The 17,326-nt window shown below is 44.6% G+C and carries 15 protein-coding genes; 14 read left to right on the top strand and 1 reads right to left on the bottom strand.

Annotated elements, in window-relative coordinates:
• The first annotated feature begins 95 nt into the window (after positions 1-95).
• From NSQ55_RS30045 to NSQ55_RS30015, 7 genes are all read left to right on the top strand, one after another.
• Complete coding sequence (locus tag NSQ55_RS30045; protein WP_339170636.1) at positions 96-740, top strand: hypothetical protein; 645 nt, start codon at positions 96-98, stop codon at positions 738-740.
• 316 nt (positions 741-1,056) lie between these two features.
• Positions 1,057-2,604, top strand: coding sequence for a M23 family metallopeptidase (locus tag NSQ55_RS30040; RefSeq protein WP_339170635.1), 1,548 nt, complete (start codon positions 1,057-1,059; stop codon positions 2,602-2,604).
• A gap of 191 nt (positions 2,605-2,795) precedes the next feature.
• Entirely contained in the window at positions 2,796-3,527 is a 732-nt protein-coding gene (gene yycF, locus NSQ55_RS30035; RefSeq protein WP_076124308.1) for a response regulator YycF, read from the top strand.
• Positions 3,527-5,356 carry a cell wall metabolism sensor histidine kinase WalK gene (walK, locus tag NSQ55_RS30030; RefSeq protein WP_036677817.1) on the top strand — a complete coding sequence of 610 codons (1,830 nt, stop codon included), beginning with the start codon at positions 3,527-3,529 and terminating at the stop codon, positions 5,354-5,356. The genes yycF and walK overlap by 1 nt, the downstream gene beginning before the upstream one ends.
• Positions 5,353-6,645 (top strand): two-component system activity regulator YycH, encoded by a 1,293-nt coding sequence (gene yycH / locus NSQ55_RS30025; protein WP_339170632.1) that lies wholly within the window; start codon positions 5,353-5,355, stop codon positions 6,643-6,645. The genes walK and yycH overlap by 4 nt, the downstream gene beginning before the upstream one ends.
• A gap of 38 nt (positions 6,646-6,683) precedes the next feature.
• Complete coding sequence (gene yycI / locus NSQ55_RS30020) at positions 6,684-7,424, top strand: two-component system regulatory protein YycI (RefSeq protein WP_036677823.1); 741 nt, start codon at positions 6,684-6,686, stop codon at positions 7,422-7,424.
• A gap of 14 nt (positions 7,425-7,438) precedes the next feature.
• Positions 7,439-8,245, top strand: a complete 807-nt coding sequence (locus NSQ55_RS30015; protein WP_036677825.1) for an MBL fold metallo-hydrolase — start codon at positions 7,439-7,441, stop codon at positions 8,243-8,245.
• Here NSQ55_RS30015 and NSQ55_RS30010 read toward each other — a convergent pair.
• A complete protein-coding gene (locus NSQ55_RS30010; RefSeq protein WP_036677826.1) occupies positions 8,214-8,420 on the bottom strand; it encodes a hypothetical protein in 207 nt (68 codons plus the stop codon). The two genes, NSQ55_RS30015 and NSQ55_RS30010, sit on opposite strands and share 32 nt — an antisense overlap.
• 388 nt (positions 8,421-8,808) lie before the next feature.
• Between NSQ55_RS30010 and NSQ55_RS30005 the strand changes: the two genes are divergently transcribed.
• The 7 genes from NSQ55_RS30005 (at position 8,809) to cydC (ending at position 17,139) form a co-directional block, all read left to right on the top strand.
• The gene (locus NSQ55_RS30005; RefSeq protein WP_076124305.1) at positions 8,809-10,056 is read left to right on the top strand and encodes a trypsin-like peptidase domain-containing protein; all 1,248 of its coding nucleotides are present in this window, start codon (positions 8,809-8,811) and stop codon (positions 10,054-10,056) included.
• Between the two features lie 419 nt (positions 10,057-10,475).
• Complete coding sequence (locus NSQ55_RS30000; RefSeq protein WP_019914582.1) at positions 10,476-10,676, top strand: cold-shock protein; 201 nt, start codon at positions 10,476-10,478, stop codon at positions 10,674-10,676.
• Positions 10,677-10,768: 92 nt separating this feature from the next.
• Entirely contained in the window at positions 10,769-10,996 is a 228-nt protein-coding gene (locus tag NSQ55_RS29995; protein ID WP_036677829.1) for a cold-shock protein, read from the top strand.
• Positions 10,997-11,218: 222 nt separating this feature from the next.
• Positions 11,219-12,622 (top strand): cytochrome ubiquinol oxidase subunit I, encoded by a 1,404-nt coding sequence (locus NSQ55_RS29990; RefSeq protein ID WP_339170612.1) that lies wholly within the window; start codon positions 11,219-11,221, stop codon positions 12,620-12,622.
• Positions 12,609-13,625 (top strand): cytochrome d ubiquinol oxidase subunit II, encoded by a 1,017-nt coding sequence (gene cydB, locus NSQ55_RS29985; RefSeq protein WP_076278208.1) that lies wholly within the window; start codon positions 12,609-12,611, stop codon positions 13,623-13,625. The genes NSQ55_RS29990 and cydB overlap by 14 nt, the downstream gene beginning before the upstream one ends.
• A complete protein-coding gene (gene cydD / locus NSQ55_RS29980; protein WP_076282217.1) occupies positions 13,625-15,391 on the top strand; it encodes a thiol reductant ABC exporter subunit CydD in 1,767 nt (588 codons plus the stop codon). The genes cydB and cydD overlap by 1 nt, the downstream gene beginning before the upstream one ends.
• Positions 15,388-17,139: a thiol reductant ABC exporter subunit CydC gene (gene cydC, locus NSQ55_RS29975; RefSeq protein ID WP_339170607.1), complete on the top strand. Its 1,752-nt coding sequence runs from the start codon at positions 15,388-15,390 to the stop codon at positions 17,137-17,139. The genes cydD and cydC overlap by 4 nt, the downstream gene beginning before the upstream one ends.
• The last annotated feature ends 187 nt before the right edge of the window (positions 17,140-17,326 follow it).

Here is a 17,326-nt window from a genome sequence, read left to right as displayed (position 1 = left end):
TTCCCAAGGCCGGTTCTAGTCAATACTGGATGTATAGAAGAACATGTACATGATCTACCAGATAGACTTGAACATAGGTGAGAGGAGAAATGAAGATGAAGATCGTGAAGCGTGCACTTAGCGTATGTCTGATTGTGGTACTTGCCAGCACTCTTTCAATTCTAACAACGGGCGTGGTTGTAAATGCTTATATTCAGTCGGTACTGGCTAGCTTCGATATTAAAGTGAATACTCCCGGTCCGGGATTTGGAGGAATGATTCGGAGCATCATTGGCATGGATAACAAATCTGACTCGGATACAGCCAATAAAGAAGTAACCACAGGGAGTACAGTTAGCAAGGAGACCGAAAAAAGCACGGATTCGCCAGCTAAAGGCAAGGGCGAGCCCGTAGATGATAATACTCCGACTGATGCCTTACCAGTTATGGGGCAACTTACAACCGAAAGTTCAGCTGATAACGGAAGTGGAAGTGTTGGTGACCAACAATTAGTAATGACACCTGAGGCACTCAGTGACTTCAAAGATAATCTTCCATCGGAAGAGAAGGTAAATATATTCAATATTTTGATGTCCAAACTACCCCAGGATGAGATGGCAAAAATTTCAACAGCGATGGAGGATGGATTAACAGAAGATGAGGTTAAAGAGCTGCAACAGGTAATTGCAAAATATGTTGATGCAGACGAATATGAGAGCATAATGAAAATGCTTACACCAACTACAGAATCTACGCAATAGCTTTTATAATTGTCACTTTATAGACACAAGAAAAAGGTTAAAATTTCATATTTGCGCAAAAAACCCGCGTATTTGGCGGGTTTTTTATCATGTCTAAAGTTGAAATTTTTCTCTAAGCTATGGTACAGTAAACAAGGACCTCAAGAGGTTAAATTTTTGTAACCTCCTTAACAGCCTTTTTATAGGTTCATTAGAAGCAGGAATTAAGCACTAGTATACGCAGAAATTTACATGGACGTAATCTATATAATCGAGGTCGTACAATTAGCTTGGCCGCTTTTGTCGGAAGTAAAAGCGGACTGAAAGGGAGAGTTTCATGAAGGGATTTAAGTTCATGCGTCGGATGAGCAAGCTGCAGGATGGACATCCAGCAGAATCCGAGGCGAATGTTCAACAGAGCCACAATTTCGATCACGACTCCAAACACTTTCAACAAGAGAAAGGTACTCGCAGATTTCGGCGTGCTTGGATTTTGGGATCTGTCGGCCTTGTGCTTCTAGCTACGGTGTTGGTTGGAGCAGAGAAAAAGTATGTAGCCGCTAACACGGTTACCTATTATCAAGTGTTGGTGAAGGGCGAAGAAGTCGGAAGACTTACCGATCAGACGCAGCTTAACCAGCTATACGATAAGAAACAACGAGAATATCAGGAGAAATATCCGAATTCAACCATGGTGCTGCAAACAGAGGGCATAACAATAGAAGAGCAGAAGGCATACAAGCCAGAAGTTGATAGTGAGGCGACACTTACTAAACTAGATGGAATGCTGAAAGCTTATGCGGTAGGCGTGCAATTGATGGTAGATGGCAAGGCCGTTGGCATAGTTAAGGATCAGGAAACTGCTAATGCTGTGCTCGAAGGGGTAAAAAATCATTATGTCCCACAAGCAGAAGTAGCAACGACGGCTAGTAAGCTAACGAGAACAGCTGCTTCCAGCTCATCTGCTGCAAAATCGAAGGCTCCAGAGCAAGTAGAGTCGGTAGAGATTAGTGAAGATATTTCTATCGTTCCTATCAAAGCAGATCCTAATAAAGTGTTGGATGTGGAGGCAGCGGTCCAGACACTTACTGAAGGTAAAGAGGCGCCTCTTCTTTATACCGTTCAAGAGGGTGATACGATTTCGGGGATTGCCAAACGGTTTGAAATCACCCAAAAAGAGATTTATAGTAACAACCCTAACGTGAAAGAGCTGACGTTGAAGATTGGAGATACACTAAAGCTGAAGGTACCCCAACCAGATGTTACAGTAGTAACTGTGGAAAAAGTGACTGAGCAGATAGTGACTGAGCCGGAAGTGGTTGTGCGTTCGAGCGATCAGCTAGCGGCAGGCAAAAGCAAAGTGGTTCGTCCAGGACAAACTGGACTTAAAGAAATGGAGTATCGGGTAACAAAGGAAAATGGCATGGTTGTTCAAGAAGAATGGTTAGGCCAGACCGTTATAAAAGCCTCGCTGCCAGAAGTTGTTTATCGGGGAACGAAGGTTGTTGGTGAAGGAACAGGCATGTTCAGTTGGCCGGTAAGCGGGGCAACCCTGACAAGTAGCTTCGGTGAGCGTTGGAGCCGTGCCCATAAGGGTATTGATATGGTATCTAGCAATCGGAATATAAAAGCTTCTGATGCTGGGACCGTAATCTTTGCAGGGGTGCAGAGTGGATACGGGAATGTAGTTATTGTGGACCATCGCAACGGATATCAAACCTATTATGGTCATTTAAAAAGTATCTCGGTTTCTACAGGCCAACGTTTGGAGCAGGGTGGCAAGATTGGCGTAATGGGCAGCACCGGACGTTCGACGGGTACACATCTGCATTTTGAGATTCGGAAGAATGGCACTGCTGTAAATCCAATGAAGTATTTGCAATAATTCATACTTAATCCTTTAACTGCTCGATTTTAATCGGGCGGTTTTTATTTTTTTTAATCTACGAGTGACGGCAAAGCCGGTTCTTTTTGCTGGGCAGGGGGATTGCTTATTTCGTAGGATGTGACGGTTAGACAGGTATGTTAAAATAAAGGAATGATCATTAAGTAAGGATAGGAAGGTGAAGCTGGGACATGCAGATGGGAACGATTCTGGTAGTAGATGATGAACAGCCTATTGCTGATATATTGAAATTTAATTTAGAAAAAGAAGGCTACGAGGTTATTTGTGCTTTTGATGGTAACAGCGCAGTGGAGCTGGCATTGTCCAAAAGGCCCGATCTTATGCTGCTTGATCTTATGCTGCCCGGCAAAGATGGCATGGACGTCTGCCGCGAGGTGCGTTCTGCGCACTTGGACATTCCTATCATTATGCTTACAGCCAAGGACGGAGAGATTGATAAGGTACTTGGCCTGGAGCTTGGTGCTGATGACTATGTGACCAAACCTTTTAGTACACGTGAATTGCTGGCCCGAGTTAAAGCCCAGATGCGGAGACAGCATAAACCGTCACCACAGGGGATGGCGAGTGAACCAGCAGAGAATAAGCAGGGCATTTATCATTTTGATCTGTTTATAGATACAGATATGTATATGGTCTATAAGGGCGGGGAGCCACTTGACTTGACCCATCGTGAATATGAGCTGCTCTACTATATGATCAAACATGCCGGTAAGGTGATGACTCGGGAGCATTTGCTGCAGGCAGTGTGGGGATTTGAGTATTTCGGTGATGTGCGGACCGTTGACGTGACGATCCGTCGTCTAAGAGAGAAAATTGAGGAGAACCCCAGCAAGCCCGAATATATTTATACTCGGCGTGGACTTGGCTATTTGATGCATAGCCCTAAAAATGGAGGACTGTGATGAAGTGGCGGTCCTTTATCCGGACAATTCAGGCAAAACTTATTATTATTTACGTGTTGCTGATTCTGATAGCTATGCAGTTGATCGGGGTTTATTTTGTCAGCTCGATGAAGAACTCGTTAACAGATAATTTCACCAAGGACCTTAAAGCACGTGCTGAGATGTTGTCCATCCTGACTGCTGATAAATTTGGTAGTGAGGCTGGAACGGCTGATGAGGAAACGGCTGTGGAAAGTCTGCGCGGGATGGTCAATAATCTGTACATTAACGGGGCTGAAATTCAGGTACTGGATGCCAGCGGCAAAATCATCACCACTTCTGTTCCCTCGCAGAATGACTATGTCGGGCAGCGTAACACCCAGACAGTTGTGAATCGGGCCTTGCAGGGCATCAGTGATAACGAGGAATATATTATTGCGGATGATAATGTGCGGAAAAAGGTTGTGGCTAAGCCTGTGCTCTCGGGGGACAAGGTAGTGGGCGCAATCTATATTGCTGCTGACATGAAGGATCTATACGCCACGATGGGCCGGATCAATAGTGTATTTATCTCAGGTTTGCTGTTAGCTCTAGCGTTAACGGTTGTTTTATGCGTCATTCTGGCGCACACCATTACGCAGCCTATTAAGGAAATGACGAGGCATGCTACGGCTGTCGCTGAAGGCCGATTCAATCGTAAAATGCCTGTATTAGGCAATGATGAAATTGGACAACTCAGTCAGGCGTTCAATTATATGACCGGTAGATTGCGGGAAGCACTTTCGCAGAATGAAGAGGAGAAGGAGAAGCTTACTTCTATTCTGACGAACATGAGTGATGGTGTTGTGGCTACAGATGAGAACGGAGTAGTGATTCTGATGAATCGGCGGGCAGCGTTGATGCTCGGAAATGAAGGTCCGTTGCCGGAAGGCGCTCCTCTAGATAAACTGTTGGGCTTAGATTACGAACAAAGCGGATCTCTGGCTAAAGGCAATGCCCAATCTGCAATGCTTCATCTGACCCATATGGGTGGAGAAGATTCTAATATCGTAAGAGTGACGTTTACTCCCATTCATCGTCGTGAGGGTGGCATTGCCGGCACAATTGCTGTGTTGCAGGATGTCACCGAACAGGAGAATCTGGAGGAATCACGCCGGGAGTTCGTGGCGAACGTTTCGCATGAGCTAAGAACACCACTTACCACTATTAAAAGCTATGTTGAAGCACTGGATGATGGAGCACTTGAAGATCCGCAGCTGGCGGTTCGGTTTGTTGGGGTGATTCGCAACGAAACGGAACGGATGATTCGTCTGGTTACGGATTTGCTGCATCTTTCCCGTCTGGATTCCAAGGAAGCTCTTCTTCGAATTCAGCAGACAGATATTACCGAGATGCTGGAGGATGTTGCGGATCGTTTTTCTTTTCAAATTCGGCAAAAGCGTATCGATATCAGTACAAGGGTCCGCAAAGATGTTACTACGGCGTGGCTTGATCGTGATCAAATCGACCAGGTCTTGGGGAATTTGGTCTCCAATGCGCTAAAATATACGCCAGAAGGCGGTACAATTGAATTGGAAGCGTTGAAGAATGAGGATGGAATGCTCTCCATTTCTGTACGTGATTCGGGGATAGGGATTCCGAAAAAAGATATCGAGCGGATCTTCGAACGATTTTATCGCGTGGATAAGGCACGTTCGCGGAACATGGGAGGCACTGGACTTGGCCTTTCCATTGCCCGGGAAATTGTGAAGGCACATGGAGGCTCCATTTCCCTGCAATCCGAGCTAAATGAAGGTTCAAAGGTAACCTTTACCCTGCCTTTGAACGAGCAAAGGGGGAGTGAGGCGTGAAGGAACGAATCAAATCATGCATTCTAGCCTTGCTCGTGCTCGGAAGCCTGGTTGAAAGCTATTATTTGATCTACCGCTTGCCTGGTGCTGATTCTGCGGTGCTTTCTGAGAACCTGTATGTGAAGACAGATAATATGGGTCCGGAAGAGAAGGTAGAGAACCTGTTATACCCTGACAAAATGATCATCCATATGGGGGAAGGCAAGCATACGCTTTTTTATCCGGACTCTACGTTCTATAGCTTGATCATGAATCGCTTAAAAGGTCGTGGCTTTGAAAGCTTTCAGCGGCACTCGGTACAGGATTATGATTGGAATAAGATCCGCAATGAGAATCCTGGGATTGAGCTTTCGTTCGGAGCGGGCATTCCGGTAACGTTATTGCAGCGGGTGATGCAGTTATCGCCAGATTCCCTTTTTGAAGGAGAAAGCATCGATCGCATTTGGATCTATAACATTAAGAACGATTCCAAGGCCCATGCTATTTTCTTCAGTACGAGAGGCGACATCATATACGAAGCGGCAAAAGCGGATTTAACGGTTCAGGATGTGCAGCAGCATGTTGATTTCGGTAAGAATTGGACGCCTTACAAGACCGTAAGCGGGGATTATTATGTGCCAGACAGTAAGATTTCTCTGGTTCAGGTAGACATGCCTTCCGGGATGTACACCATAGAGCAAATGCAGAGTAATCTTTTCTTCGATGTTGGAAGTACTAGATATATCCGGGAGAAAAACGGCTCGGAGATTTATACGGACAGCAAACGAAGCCTTCAGGTGGACCAGGGTAAGAACTGGATGAGCTATAGCGACCCTGCGGCTCTTCCAGCTGGAGAAAGTACCCCTGCCAAGGATGCTTTGGAAGCTGTAGAATTTGTGAACCAGCATGGCGGATGGAATGGGACTTACCGTTTGGAGGCTACAGAGGAAGGCAGACAGGAGAGAAAGGTCTCTTTTCAACAATATTATGGCTCCTACCCGTACGGCTCCTATCCGATAATGAGCCATTCATCATTACAGTATGGTGTAATAAATCTGGAACTGCAGCAGGGAACAGTATCCTCTTATGAACGTTCTCTAATCTATATACATGAAAGTAAGGCCGTAAAAAAGGTAGTGGAGCTATCTGGAGGTGCGGATCTGGAGTATAGGTTGTCTCTGGTCAGTAAAACTTCGGCAGTGAAGGATTTAACGCCTGCTTATGTGCCTGAGGTGAAGGAAGATCATCTGGAGCTGATACCTGTCTGGAAAGTTACACTTAGTGATGGCAGCGTGCTTACTTTGAATTAATGGGCAAGTGGTTCATATAACATTTAGGAGGTTCGGGTATGGATTGGGGAAGAGCTAAAAATGTACTGATTTGCGCCTTTTTAGGTCTGAATCTGCTGCTATGTTACCAGCTGTGGGTCGATTTGCGCGATCAGGTTAGTGCTAATCTTGATTTTACTTCCCTGTCTGCTGAGACCCAAGCCGTAATGGAGCAGAAAGGGATTCGTGTATTGTGTCCCATTCCGGCCTCTACCCCGCAGCTTCCTAACATTACTTATCGTTATTCTGCTGAAGAGCAGACTGAACCACCAATTAAATTAGATGTACCTATAGACAGCAAGCTGATCTATTCTTCCTTCTCAGAGCTTAGCAAGGCACTTGAGGATAAGATTCCTGACATTTCCAATTATCGCTTTGATTCACAGGAAAGTGAGGTTGGAAAGTTTGTTCTTCATCCGCTGGTTCAAAATCAGTGGTCGTTGTTCCGTGTTAGGCTAGAGTTGATTAACAGTGATCAAAAAATCGTAGCTTACCGCTGGCCGAAGATTGAAATAGGGACAAGCAGCAGCGATAAAGAACAGAAGGTGCTTCCAGCATCGCAAGCACTTAGTAGTTTGATAGAGAAGTATTTCCCGGCAGATTCCGTAGTGAAGGAGATTGAGCTGGGATATTACGGTGAGCTGTTCAACTCGGAAAGTCAGGTAGCTTCGCCGATGTGGCGGTTTATGCTGGAGAACGGCAATGCCTATTATGTGGATGCTATTAGTGCGGACATCATCAGTCCTAAGACAACAGAGTAGAAGGAGTAAGGAAAATGGGGATTTCATTTACAGTACTGTCCAGTGGTTCTACCGGCAATGTAACGGTGGTACGAAACGGGGAGACAACACTTATGATTGACGCAGGTTTTAGTGCCAAGCGGATCGATGAGCTGTTGGCCATGCGTGAACTAACGGGTAATGATATAGACGGGATTCTAGTTACACACGAACATTCCGATCATATCAAGGGACTCGGGGCCATGGCCCGTAAATACGATCTTCCGATTTATGCGAACACCAATACCTGGGGAGCTATCGAGAAGGGAATTGGTAAAATACCGGAGTATAACCGTATGATCATGGAGTCTGGCCAGCACAAGGATTTCGGCAGTATGCGAGTAGAATCCTTTGCGATTTCTCATGATGCAGCGGAGCCAGTGGGTTACAATTTTTATGATGGAAAAGAGAAGTTATGTGTAGCTACAGACCTGGGCTATGTTAGTGATAAGGTAAGAGATGCAATTTCAGATGCAGATGTATTGGTGCTGGAGGCGAATCATGATATCGAATTGCTGAGAATGGGACGTTATCCGTGGAATACGAAACGGCGCATCCTAGGCGACATGGGTCACCTTTCCAATGAGGCAGCTGGAGCTGCGCTTAGCGAAATTCTTACAGGGCGGACTAAACGGACCTATTTGGCGCATTTAAGCCGGGATCACAATATGATGGATTTGGCAAAAATGTCAGTACGCGGCGCAATGGAGGATCGGGGCTGTTTTTTCAAAGATAGTGAGTTCAGACTGTGTGATACGTATTATGATCAACCTACGCCATGGGATAAGCTGAGCCAGTCATAAGCTGATCAAGTTCAGCGGTCTTGCGATCTAATTCTTGACGGGAGATTAGGCCTTTTTCAATCATCAATTCGATCATTGCGCTAAAGGCAAGGGTCATGTGGTAGTGTTCATCCTTTAAGTCACCTAGCTTACCGATAAACTCGACTAAATCCATACTTGTTGAAAAAGAACTCATAATTAATCCTCCTTTAATAGTGTGAATATATAGTGTAATTAGAACTGAAAACTGTAAAAAATTCGCAGGTGTTTTAGCTGAGGAAAATCCCGAATTGCAGGTTGCCTGTGATACAATTAAAAGCGTGATGAGCAATGCTAAAATTTTAGGGACACTTCTATTTTATTGTAGTCTTTTAAGTTGCAAAATATTCCTAATAGAGAAGATATATTAAAAGATTATCATAATCTAACGATTGACCGAAACTCTTGTGGGGTTAATGGATAAAGTGAAACTTTTTAGTGATATTTGGAGTCTAATGGTTACAGAGGTTTGGTTCGGACGTGGTTGCTATAGGTTCAGGTCTTACCAACAGTGAACGCTTGGCAATAGAAGGGGGAGATTTTCGGTGGGATTGTTTGATGATGATTTCTATTCAACTAAAGTTTCGCGGTCCAGAGGGGATGAAGCATCAAAGGGATCGTTTGCTAATCGTAGACATTCTGTACGCAGATCGCGTAAGGGTTTATCTACTTGGCAAATATCCGCCGTTTGCTCCTTAGTCAGCGCTGTGGTGGCAGTTTTGTTATTCAGTATGTTTACAGGCCAGATGAGTCATGAGACTGCTCAGAAGCCGGTTGTAGCAACTGGAAATGTTGCCCCAAGCAGTAGTGATCCATTTGACCGGATTATTCAAGCTGCTGCCACGGTTCGCCCTGCAGTAGTAAGTATTATCAATCATAAAGAAGATAATGAAGAATTAAACATTCTGGATGAGTCTGCACTAGGCTCAGGAGTGATCTATAAAAAGACAGGGAATAAAGCATTTATCATTACCAATAATCATGTCATTGAAGACTCCGGTAATCTCGAAGTAGTTACAGTGAACGGAGAGACTCGTAAGGCAACACTCGTTGGAACGGATAAAGTAAGCGACATTGCGGTACTCTCTATTGATGCCAAAGGAATCGATACCATCGCGCAGCTCGGTGATTCCTCTAAGCTTCGTCTAGGTGAAACGGTCATTGCTATCGGTAATCCGCTAGGACTTGGTGATACATTGACCTCGGGGATTGTTAGCTATACTGAACGGATGGTTCCCGTATCCCTTAATCAGGATGGAGTATATGACTGGGAACAAGAAGTGATACAGACCGATGCGGCGATTAATGAAGGAAACAGTGGCGGCGCATTAGTGGATCTGGATGGCAAGGTCATTGGAATTAACACAATGAAGATTTCAGATACGGGTGTAGAGGGTCTGGGTTTTGCAATTCCTGCGAATCATGTGATAGATATCGCTAATGAGCTGGCTGAAAAAGGACATATTGCCCGTTCGTACTTGGGTGTATATTCAGTTGATTTGAACAATCCGTACGTTCCACTAGCAGAAGATCAACGCAATGAATTGAACCTGCCGAACAGTGTTAAGGATGGAGTAGTTGTTCTAGAAGCCGTTGGCCCTGCGAAGGAAGCTGGACTGCAATTCAATGATGTCATTACCAAATTTAATGATCAATCAATCATATCTACCCTTTCTCTTCGCAAGTACTTATATAATCATACGAAGATCGGTGATGATCTGAAAATTACTTACTATCGAAACGGCGAGGCCAAACAGGCAACAGTTAAACTTCTTGAAAAACCACAGGAATAATATGCTGGAAGTCGGTATATAATGATATAGCAGTTACGACAAGTAGAGCGGACTACCCCTTCGATTCCGAGGGGGTACCTTCTTGAAAAAGCGGATAAAAGTAACGTTTTTGGGAAAGCTATTTTTCTAAAACCATGATAATTATGCCAGAAAAAGGATCTATTTAGGGAATAAACACTAAGTGGCAGCCCTTACATTGGAAGGTAATACTTATTAGGGCAAAAACGGATATATTCGGATGCTTGCTTGCCTTTGCTAATCAGGTGTGGTAATATGATATCAATCATACATTTAGTCCCTAATTCTCGCATTGAAAAGGGCTGTCATATTTGGTAATACAACCTTTTTCAATGTGTGAATTTTTTCTTTGTTTGAAGATAAAAAGAACATATTAATTTAAATTTGTGGAGGTAACACACATGCAAACAGGTACAGTTAAATGGTTCAACGCAGAAAAAGGATTCGGATTTATCGAAGTTGAAGGCGGAAGCGACGTATTCGTTCACTTCAGCGCAATCACTGGCGACGGCTTCAAAACTTTGGACGAAGGCCAACGCGTTGAATTCAACGTTGTTCAAGGCAACCGTGGACCACAAGCCGAAAACGTTGTAAAACTGTAATAATAGAAGAAACCGTCCCAGCTTGTGAAAGTTGGGACGGTCTTTTTATATCTAGTTACTCACTATTGACTTACAGGATGGGAGGAACGGCAATGAACTACCGGAAGAAACCTTTGGAAGAAATACCGGAAGAAAATACCGCAATTTGGGCATGTACCAATGAGGGATGCAACGGATGGATGAGGGATAATTTCGCATTTGAACATGCGCCTTCTTGCCGTCTATGTGACTCTCCAATGGTTCGCAGCACGAAGATGCTACCCCAATTGCTTAATTCGAATGGCGATCTCAAATCGCTGAAGAAGGGTATTTCCATCTAACCAATACCTAAATGAGTCAAGCATTTAATAGAACGACGAACCACTCAAGACGGGTAAACCGTCTTATTTTTTTTGCTTTCTTTATGCTAAATTGTGATCTTTGTCACAAATCATTTGAATTTCACCGTTAAATGACTATCTTTATGTGACATTTATCACAAAAAGAAGTTTAAATTTTTGACAGAATATAATTAACGAAAAGGGGAGAAGGAAGGGACAAATATGGATACAGTAATGCTGTCGCGTATACAATTTGCGTCGACGACAATATTCCACTATTTCTTTGTACCGGTATCAATCGGACTAGCGCTCTTGATTGCAATCATGGAGACAATGTACGTTAGAAAAGGTAATGAAGAGTACAAAAAAATGGCGCAGTTCTGGGGAAAGCTATTCCTCATCAATTTTGCAGTAGGGGTAGTTACAGGGATATTGCAGGAATTTCAGTTCGGGATGAACTGGTCCGATTATTCACGTTTTGTTGGTGATGTATTCGGGGCTCCACTTGCAGTTGAGGCATTGGCAGCCTTTTTTCTGGAGTCTACTTTTATTGGGATATGGATATTCGGTTGGGATAAAGTGTCCAAGCGAGTACATTTACTGTCCATCTGGCTGGTAGCATTCGGTACGATGTTATCTGCATTCTGGATTCTAGCGGCTAACTCTTTTATGCAGCATCCTGTGGGTTTTGCGATAAATAATGGACGTGCAGAAATGAACGATTTCTTCGCGCTTATTACGAACGGACAATTGCTGGTTGAATTCCCACACACCGTACTGGCTGCTTATGCAACAGGTGCTTTTCTTGTAACTGGTATTAGTGCTTATAAAATATTGAAGAAACAAGAGGTTTCTTTCTTTAAAAAGTCTTTTCAGATTGCAGCCATCGTAGGGATTATTTCTTCTATTGGTGTAGCTGTTGCTGGTCACGCCCAAGCGCAATATTTGGTTGAAACTCAACCAATGAAAATGGCAGCTTCCGAAGGACTGTGGGGTAAGAGTGGTGACCCAGCACCTTGGACCGTATGGGCAAACATTGATCCAAAAAATCAAATTAGTAGTGGAGAATTTCAAATTCCTTATATGCTGAGTTTCCTTTCATACAGTAAATTTTCCGGTGAAGTTAAAGGTATGCTTGAGCTGCAAGCGGAGTATGAGCAAACCTATGGCCCCGGTGACTATATTCCACCTGTACGTACGACATTCTGGAGTTTCCGGATCATGGTTCTAGCAGGAACGTTAATGATTGTATTGGGAATGTACGCTATGTACTTAATGTGGCGCAAAAAAATGGACCGTCCGAACACTTGGTTTATGCGGTTTATGTTATGGGGCTTGTTGCTTCCTCCGATTGCGAATACAGCCGGTTGGGTTATGACCGAATTCGGGCGTCAGCCATGGACGGTATTCGGACTGATGACAACGGAAGACAGTGTGTCGCCTAATATTACAAGTGGTCAAGTTCTGTTCTCCGTGATTTCTTTTACAACGATTTATTTAATTCTAGGATTAGTGTTGGTCGGATTGTTTATTAAAGTGATTAAAAAAGGTCCTTATGCAATGGATAACGATCACGGCGATTCGAATGATCCATATAACGAGGAGGGTTCCCATGATATCTCTTAATGAATTGTGGTTTGTGCTGATTGCAGTTCTGTTTATAGGGTTCTTCTTCCTGGAGGGTTTCGATTTCGGCGTAGGGATGGAAACACAAATTCTCGCTAAAAATGATACAGAGCGCCGTGTTCTGATTAACTCGATCGGACCCTTCTGGGATGGGAATGAGGTATGGCTTATCACAGCTGCGGGTGCAATGTTTGCGGCTTTCCCGGAGTGGTATGCAACGCTGTTTAGTGGATTCTATATTCCTTTTGTATTTGCCTTATTAGCTTTGATAGCGCGTGGTGTCGCTTTTGAATTCAGAGGTAAACGTGATTCATTGGCTTGGAAAAGAACTTGGGATGCTTGTATCTTTATCGGCAGCTTCCTTCCACCATTCCTCTTGGCAGTAGTATTTGCAAGCTTTATCAAAGGATTGCCTATTGATGGGGAGATGCAAATGTATGCAGGGTTCACAGATATCGTGAATGTGTACACTGTAGTAGCAGGGCTTACTGTTGTCCTTCTGTGCCTGGTGCATGGTCTCATGTTCACAACACTGCGTACAGTGGGGGATCTACAGGCTCGCGCTCGCAAGTTGGCTCAAAAATTGCTAATCCCGCTCGCAGTTTTATTTACTGCTTTTGTGATTATGACTTATAATATGACGGATATTTTCGAGCAACGTGGAACGATTCTTATGATTATTGTAGCCCTGGGAGTTATCGCCTTTGTACTGTCCGGTTACTTCATGACGAAGAAGAAGGATGGCTACGCTTTTGGAATGACAGGAGCGGTAATGGCGCTTTCGGTAACTTCTATCTTTGTAGGATTGTTCCCGCGTGTTATGATTAGTTCAATTGATCAAGCTTTTAATTTGACGATCACTAATGCGGCTTCGGGCCATTACTCTTTGAAGGTAATGACGATTGTGGCACTGACTATCCTTCCGTTCGTATTGGGATATCAAATTTGGAGTTACTTTGTCTTTCATAAACGGGTTCACGAGAAGGAGCATCTTGAATACTAATGGATAAAAACTTGCTTGGGTATAAAGGAGTTAAGCCAGTCTTTCTGATTGTAGGCTTCCTTACCCTGGTGCAAAGCTTGTCCATACTTCTGCTGGCTAAATCGCTGGCAGAAGTCATCTCTGCGCTATTTGCGGGAGAACCTCTGAAGGAACAATGGGGCACTGCGCTATTGTTCCTTCTTGCATTTCTTGTGCGCCATGCTTGTGCTATGCTGATGAGCCGTGTCTCTTACCGCTTCGCGGAAGCAACGGGCAGCACTATGCGGAGGGAAATGATGGACAAGCTCTTCCAGCTTGGCCCTAGAATGGTGGGCGGGCGTGGAACCGGGGATCTTGTTACACTGGTGCTGGAAGGCGTAACTAAATTCCGCACGTATCTGGAAGCGATCATTCCTAGAATGGTAGGGATGTCTGTTACACCGATCTTGGTGCTTATTTACGTCTTTACGATGGACACTACGAGCGGGATTATTCTTACGGTAACTATGCCGATTATTATTGTTTTTATGATTTTGATTGGGATGACGGCCCGTAAGCAAATGGATCGGCAATTGAAATCGTATCGCACATTATCTAATCATTTCGTAGACTCATTACGTGGGCTAGAAACATTAAAATTTCTAGGACGCAGTCGTAGTCATAGCGACAGCATTGCTACTGTCAGCGATCGTTATCGCTCGGCGACCATGCGTACGCTACGAGTGGCCTTTTTGTCATCGTTCGCCCTGGATTTCTTCACTATGCTGTCTGTAGCTTCTGTAGCGGTAAGTCTTGGTTTGCGGCTTGTAAATGAACAAATGACATTGGTTACGGGCTTAACGATTCTAATCTTGGCTCCGGAATATTTTCTGCCTGTCAGATTGGTAGGTTCAGATTTCCATGCTACTTTGGATGGGAAAGAAGCCGCTGAAGCAATGAAGAGCATTATAGATCAAGATGAGGTGAAGGCTGAAGTAATCGTCCCTAACGGTGATCTATCTGTCGGTTCTGCAGCAAAAACATCGGAACAAATATTCACTTGGCATGAGAATAGCGTGCTCACATTAAATGACGTTAGCGTGAAGTATGAGGAAGCAGGGCTTTCTTCGCTGGAAGCGCTGAACCTGCAATTTAAAGGAGCTAGCAAAATTGGGATTATCGGAGAGAGCGGGGCCGGTAAATCTACTTTAGTGGATATATTAGGGGGCTTCTTACACCCTACTTCAGGAAGTATCACGGTTAACGGTACTACGGTTAGTGCATTAACGGATGAGGCTTGGCGAAAACAGACCTCGTATATCCCGCAGCGTCCGTATATTTTTAGCGGTACGTTAGCTGATAATATACGTTTTTATTACCCTGAGGCTTCTATGGAGGCTGTTGCCGCGGCAGTGAAAGCTACTGGTTTATCGGGTTTGGTGGATACTCTTCCGCATGGCTTAGATGAGATGATTGGTGGCGGCGGCCGTTCGTTCAGCGGTGGCCAGGAGCAACGGGTGGCATTAGCCCGGGCACTGCTTAGCAGCCGTCCGATTATGCTTCTAGACGAGCCAACGGCGCATCTGGATATTGAAACGGAATATGAGCTGAAGGAGACGATGGTGCCCCTTTTTGAAGGAAAGCTGGTCTTTCTGGCTACCCATCGCCTGCACTGGATGCTCGATATGGACATTATTGTAGTAATGAAGCAAGGCCAAGTGGCAGAAATCGGTACCCATCAGGAGTTACTTGCCCGCAAGGGTGCGTATTATGAGTTGATTGGGTCGCAATTGGAGGGAATCCATTGAAACGTGAAGGATGGTTTGCTCCCTATGTATCGTCGTATTTTTGGCGTTTTGTGTTAATTATTGTGCTTGGGGCGTTGACGATTTTTACTGCCTCTTCATTGATGTATACTTCAGGATTTCTGATCTCAAAAGCGTCTACACCGGTCGAAAATATCCTGATGATCTACGTGCCGATTGTTGGTGTACGTACGTTCGGAACAAGCCGGGCAGTCATTCACTACGTAGAACGGCTGATTGGGCATGACACCATTTTACGGATTCTTTCTAAAATGCGTGTGCGCCTGTACAATATTTTGGAGCCACAGGCCTTGTTCCTGTCGTCGCGTTTCCGTACTGGGGATATTCTCGGGATGTTAGCTGATGACATCGAATATTTGCAAAATGTATATCTGAGAACCGTATTTCCAAGTGTTATTGCTTTATTGATCTACGGGGTTGCGGTGATTGCGTTGGGCACCTTTGATATCGGTTTTGCGTTATTAATGGCTTTGTATATTTTGGTGCTGGTCGTGGTATTGCCGCTTATATCTTTGTTGTTCACCCAGAAACGTCAACGTGAAGTGAAGGTAGAGCGTAATCGCCTCTATCAAAAGCTGACGGACGCCGTTCTCGGTATGGGCGATTGGGTCATTAGTGGACGGCAAAGCCAGTTCGTGGAGACCTATGAAGCAGATGAGAAAAAAGTGGCCAAAACTGATGCAGCGCTGCGCAGCTGGGCGCGTCTACGTGCGTTCATCGGGCAAGCAGTCGTTGGGGTTGGTGTACTTTCGATGTTATATTGGGCCGCCGGAGAGTATGCGGATGGTGCTATTGCAGGTACTTTGATTGCGGCGTTTGTCTTGGTTGTTTTTCCTGTAGCAGATGCTTTTTTGCCAGTATCCGAAGCAGTGGAGAAAATCCCGCAGTACCGTAACTCGCTGGAGCGGTTGTCTGGAGTGGTCGGAGAAGAGCAGAATATAGTTTCCGAACAGGCATCTGTAGTCGATGTTCTACCTCAGGTCATAAAAAGTGCTCATATCAAGCTCGAAAATGTGGGTTACCGCTATGGATCAGAGGATAATTGGTCGGTTCGTGATCTCAGCCTCGACATCCCACAAGGTAAAAAAATTGCCATCATTGGCCGTAGCGGGGCAGGGAAATCGACGTTGTTAAAGGCTATTCAAGGGGTTATCCAACCTTCTGCAGGTTCGGCTATGATTAATGGAATCGCGGCTGCTGCCTATGGCGATAATATTCCTTCTATTATAGCGGTGCTAAATCAAAGCCCACACTTATTTGATACTACGGTAGCGAACAATATTCGTATGGGTGATCCGAAGGCTTCCGAACAAGCGATTAAAGAAGCTGGCGCATTAGCCAAAATGGATACGCTGATCTCCTCGTTACCAGATGGATACAGTACCTTTGTCCGTGAAGCGGGGCAACGTTTCTCCGGTGGAGAGCGCCAGCGGATAGCGTTAGCTCGTATTTTGCTGCAAAATACACCTGTCGTCATTCTTGACGAACCGACCGTAGGGTTGGACCCAAGCACGGAGCGTGATCTTTTGCAGACGATGTTTGAAGCTATGGACGGTAAATCTCTGATCTGGGTAACGCATCATTTGGTTGGTGCGGAGCAGATGGATGAAGTGATTTTTATGGAAAATGGCTCGGTAGAAATGCGTGGAACCCATGCAGAGCTGATGGAAAAAGAACCTCGTTACCGCAGATTGTATGAGCTGGATCGTCCAGTGGAGTTTCTAGGGTAGGATGGAGAGTTTGCAGATAACATTTATAGAAATTAGAGAGATATAAGTGAAGAGATTCCTTTTGCCCGTTTGGGGTGGGAGGAATCTTTTTTTTCGGTAGGGCAAGAATATAGACAATGGATGAACAGATTGCTGGAATGGATAGATAGGAGTTCCATTTTCGTGGGAAGTATGGTAGAACAATAGA

Origin of the sequence: Paenibacillus sp. FSL H7-0943 (assembly GCF_037963265.1) — a bacterium.
Lineage (GTDB): Bacteria > Bacillota > Bacilli > Paenibacillales > Paenibacillaceae > Paenibacillus_AQ > Paenibacillus_AQ odorifer.
This window is presented reverse-complemented; position numbering and strand designations above follow the sequence as displayed.

Bases quoted from the DNA above. Each gene is read 5' to 3' on its own strand.
- NSQ55_RS30010 (WP_036677826.1), bottom strand. From the start codon at position 8,420: ATGAGTTCTTTTTCAACAAGTATGGATTTAGTCGAGTTTATCGGTAAG.
- NSQ55_RS30045 (WP_339170636.1), top strand. From the start codon at position 96: ATGAAGATCGTGAAGCGTGCACTTAGCGTATGTCTGATTGTGGTACTT.
- yycI (WP_036677823.1), top strand. From the start codon at position 6,684: ATGGATTGGGGAAGAGCTAAAAATGTACTGATTTGCGCCTTTTTAGGT.
- NSQ55_RS29995 (WP_036677829.1), top strand. From the start codon at position 10,769: ATGAACTACCGGAAGAAACCTTTGGAAGAAATACCGGAAGAAAATACC.
- NSQ55_RS30000 (WP_019914582.1), top strand. From the start codon at position 10,476: ATGCAAACAGGTACAGTTAAATGGTTCAACGCAGAAAAAGGATTCGGA.
- cydB (WP_076278208.1), top strand. From the start codon at position 12,609: ATGATATCTCTTAATGAATTGTGGTTTGTGCTGATTGCAGTTCTGTTT.
- NSQ55_RS30015 (WP_036677825.1), top strand. From the start codon at position 7,439: ATGGGGATTTCATTTACAGTACTGTCCAGTGGTTCTACCGGCAATGTA.
- NSQ55_RS30040 (WP_339170635.1), top strand. From the start codon at position 1,057: ATGAAGGGATTTAAGTTCATGCGTCGGATGAGCAAGCTGCAGGATGGA.
- cydD (WP_076282217.1), top strand. From the start codon at position 13,625: ATGGATAAAAACTTGCTTGGGTATAAAGGAGTTAAGCCAGTCTTTCTG.
- NSQ55_RS29990 (WP_339170612.1), top strand. From the start codon at position 11,219: ATGGATACAGTAATGCTGTCGCGTATACAATTTGCGTCGACGACAATA.
- yycF (WP_076124308.1), top strand. From the start codon at position 2,796: ATGCAGATGGGAACGATTCTGGTAGTAGATGATGAACAGCCTATTGCT.
- walK (WP_036677817.1), top strand. From the start codon at position 3,527: ATGAAGTGGCGGTCCTTTATCCGGACAATTCAGGCAAAACTTATTATT.